The sequence below is a fragment of the Streptomyces thermospinosisporus genome (genome assembly GCF_039526425.1).
GTDB lineage: Bacteria > Actinomycetota > Actinomycetes > Streptomycetales > Streptomycetaceae > Streptomyces > Streptomyces thermocarboxydovorans.
Window position 1 is genome coordinate 1 of sequence record NZ_BAAAIZ010000159.1, and the last position, 3227, is coordinate 3227.

Sequence of the window (3227 nt, forward strand, 5' to 3'; positions counted from 1 at the left end):
TTAAACTACACCCGCGCAAGATCCAGAACACCGACCGTGATCGGTGTCCGGACGCTCATTTACTTTACCTCATGCCAGGCCCCCGGTGTCCAAGCCCAGGGGCCTGACTGTGTTTCAGGGGATGGATCGGGCTGCGAGGGGTACGAGTTGGGGCGTACGGTGAGGGGGGCGTGAGTGTGCGGAGTGCCGCCTGGAGGGGCGTCTCTTTGATCCCGTAATGTGGCTTTTGTCGTCACGGCAGTCAGCCGGACGCGCCTCTGGGGAAGGGACTCTTGGACTTGATGGAGCGCACCGTCGTCCGCTGTGCCGATGGGCACGTGTTCACCGCCGCCTCGTTCCCGATGCAGCAGGCCGAGCGACTCGGTCCGGGCCGGCTGCTGCGCTGTCCGCGCTGTGCGCGGCTCCGCAGCGTCGTGCCGGTCGCGCTGCAGAAGCAGCAGTAGGCAGCGGTGAGCAGCAGTAGGCAGAGCAGTTGGCAGAGCAGTAGGCAGAGCAGTAGGCATCAGTGGGCAGAGACGGCCGCGGGGCAGCAGTGAGCGGCACGGGATGCAGCGGGATGTAAGCGTCCGGTGACCGAGGAGGGTGCCGGAGCACAGGGACGTGGGCGCGCGGGACGGTGCGGTTGTGGCCGGTCCGCGCGCCTTGCGTATTCTCGGGGCGTGCTTCTCTCAGACAAGGACATCCGGGCCGAGATCGATGCCGGGCGGGTACGCATCGATCCCTACGACGAATCCATGGTGCAGCCGTCGAGCATCGACGTGCGCCTGGACCGGTACTTCCGGGTGTTCGAGAACCACCGGTACCCGCACATCGACCCCTCCGTCGAGCAGCCCGACCTGACGCGTCTGGTGGAGCCGGAGGGCGACGAGCCGTTCATCCTGCACCCCGGTGAGTTCGTGCTGGCCTCGACGTACGAGGTGATCACGCTCCCCGACGACCTGGCCTCCCGCCTCGAGGGGAAGAGCTCGCTCGGGCGGCTCGGGCTGGTGACGCACTCCACCGCCGGCTTCATCGACCCCGGGTTCTCCGGTCACGTCACCCTGGAGCTGTCGAACCTCGCGACGCTCCCGATCAAGCTGTGGCCCGGCATGAAGATCGGCCAGCTGTGCATGTTCCGGCTCAGCTCGCCCGCCGAGTTCCCCTACGGCAGTGAGCGCTACGGCTCGCGGTACCAGGGACAGCGCGGCCCCACCGCCTCGCGGTCCTACGTCAACTTCCACCGGACCCAGGTTTGAGCGGCATGAGCGACGCACGGGAGAATCTCAGCTACGAGCAGTTCGGCGTGGCGGTGCGGGAACTCGCGCAGGCCATCGCGGACGACGGCTACCAGCCGGACATAGTGCTCTCCATCGCCCGCGGCGGTGTCTTCGTCGCCGGCGGCCTCGCCTACGCCCTCGACTGCAAGAACATCCACCTGGTCAACGTCGAGTTCTATACGGGCGTGGGGACGACGCTGGAGATGCCGGTCATGCTGGCGCCCGTCCCGAACGCCATCGACTTCACCGACAAGAAGGTGCTGATCGCGGACGACGTCGCCGACACCGGCAAGACGCTCAAGCTGGTCCGCGACTTCTGCCTGGACGCCGTCGCAGAGGTCCGCAGCGCCGTGATCTACGAGAAGACGCAGTCCCTGGTGAAGTGCGAGTACGTCTGGAAGCGCACGGACGACTGGATCAACTTCCCGTGGTCCGTCCAGCCGCCGGTGGTCAAGCGGGCGGGGCAGGTGCTCGACGCCTGAGGGACGGTCCCAGGGCAGGGACCCAGTACAGAGAAATGGGGCTTCCTGGAGGAAGCCCCTTCTCGTGAGTGCGGCCGGAGGCCGGGTCGTCCCGGAGGCCGTTCCAGGACGTCCCGGAAGCCGTTCTAGAACGTGCCCAGCTTCACGATCGACAGGAGGGCGATCAGCTGGATCGCGGAGGCGCCCAGGGCCTTCGGCCAGGGCAGGTCGTGGGAGCGGCTGACCATCATCGTGAGCAGGGCGCCGGCCGCGACCCAGGTGGCCCAGCCGAGGACCTGTACGAACGGCGCGTCGCCGCCGAGGAACATGGCGACCAGCAGACGGGGCGCGTCCGTCAGGGACATGATCAGCATGGAGAGGCCGACCGTCGGCTGCCAGGCGCCGTTGCCGCCGAGCTGGCGGGCCAGGGTGTGGGTGACCACGCCCAGGATGAAGGAGCTGATCACCATCGCCACGGCCGTCGTCAGGACGATCGGGACGGCGTTCGAGAGGGTCGCGTTGATCGCGTCCTCGCGGGCGCCGTCGAAGCCGAAGACGGCGATCAGGCCGTAGATGAAGGTGACGACGAGGGCGGGGCCCCACATCGTGTAGTCCCGCATCTGGAGGAAGGTCTGGGCCGGGGACAGGACGACGCCCTTGAGGAGGTCCTTCCAGTGCAGACGCGGGCCCACGGGGCCGGGCGGCGGGGCCTGGTAGGTGTCGCCCTGGACGTAGGGGTCGTCGATGGAGAAGGCCTGGGTGTGCCCGGGGTTGTTGGCCGCGTACGGGTCGTGCGGGGCGCCGGGCGGATAGGCGCCGTCGCCGAAGTACTCGGGCTCGCCGTGGCCGCCCCCGTGGCCCCCAGGGTTGCCGTGACCGCCCCGGCCGGGGCCGTGCGGGCTCGGCCAGGGGCTGCCGCCCGGCCCGCCGGGGCCGCTGCCGTACGACGGCTGCGGCGGGTACGGCTGAGGCGGCTGCGGGTAGCCGTACGACGGCCCCTGCGGCGTCTGCTGTCCGTACGGGGGGTGTTGCGGGTGCGCGTTGGGAGCGCCGTTGTTGTTCCGGCCGCGTCCGATCCTGAATCCAGCCACGTCTTCGAACGTACCTGGTCGCGGAAGGTCACGTGTCCGGCCCCCGGTTTTGAGGGCCCCTTTGCGGCCGAGCTGTGACATCCCCTAAGGGGTCGTCAGGCCCGGTGTCCGTCCCCGGTAGTGCGCCGGTCCGTCCCGGGTAGTGCTTCGCGGCAGGCGGTCATCCGTACGACGGAGGCAGGGGACAGGGGACGCCCTTCCGCGTGGGAAGGCCCGCTGTACGGGGAAGGCCGTCCGTACGAGCCTGGTGTACGGCGAAGGGCCGCCCGGGGGACGGGCGGCCCTTCGTTCGCGTGCGGTCGCGGACGGCTCGGCGAGCTCCGCCGGCCTCAGCCGGTCTTGCACCCGCCGGCCGCGACGGTCACTTGACCGGTTCCGGTTCGGGTTCGCTCTCGGTGTCGGCGGAGCCTTCGGGGTCG

Annotated in this window: 4 protein-coding genes; 3 read left to right on the forward strand and 1 reads right to left on the reverse strand. The window is 69.3% G+C overall.

The features are described 5' to 3' along the window. The first annotated feature begins 272 nt into the window (after nt 1–272). The 3 genes from ABD207_RS32010 to ABD207_RS32020 all read left to right on the forward strand — a co-directional run bounded on the left by ABD207_RS32010 (nt 273) and on the right by ABD207_RS32020 (nt 1738). Nucleotides 273–443, forward strand: a complete 171-nt coding sequence (locus ABD207_RS32010; protein ID WP_344004296.1) for a hypothetical protein — start codon at nt 273–275, stop codon at nt 441–443. A gap of 216 nt (nt 444–659) precedes the next feature. Continuing rightward, nucleotides 660–1235 carry a dCTP deaminase gene (gene dcd / locus ABD207_RS32015; protein ID WP_330338749.1) on the forward strand — a complete coding sequence of 192 codons (576 nt, stop codon included), beginning with the start codon at nt 660–662 and terminating at the stop codon, nt 1233–1235. A 5-nt stretch (nt 1236–1240) separates the two neighbouring features. Beyond that, on the forward strand, nt 1241–1738 hold the full coding sequence (locus ABD207_RS32020; RefSeq protein ID WP_344016826.1) for a phosphoribosyltransferase: 498 nt from the start codon (nt 1241–1243) through the stop codon (nt 1736–1738). A gap of 125 nt (nt 1739–1863) precedes the next feature. On the opposite strand, the gene ABD207_RS32025 is transcribed toward ABD207_RS32020, so the two are convergent. Further along, the gene (locus ABD207_RS32025; RefSeq protein ID WP_344016827.1) at nt 1864–2889 is read right to left on the reverse strand and encodes a Yip1 family protein; all 1026 of its coding nucleotides are present in this window, start codon (nt 2887–2889) and stop codon (nt 1864–1866) included. Nucleotides 2890–3227 lie beyond the last annotated feature (338 nt).

Coding starts and splice junctions, on each gene's coding strand:
- ABD207_RS32020 (WP_344016826.1), top strand. CDS start 1,241: ATGAGCGACGCACGGGAGAATCTCAGCTACGAGCAGTTCGGCGTGGCG.
- ABD207_RS32025 (WP_344016827.1), bottom strand. CDS start 2,889: ATGTCACAGCTCGGCCGCAAAGGGGCCCTCAAAACCGGGGGCCGGACA.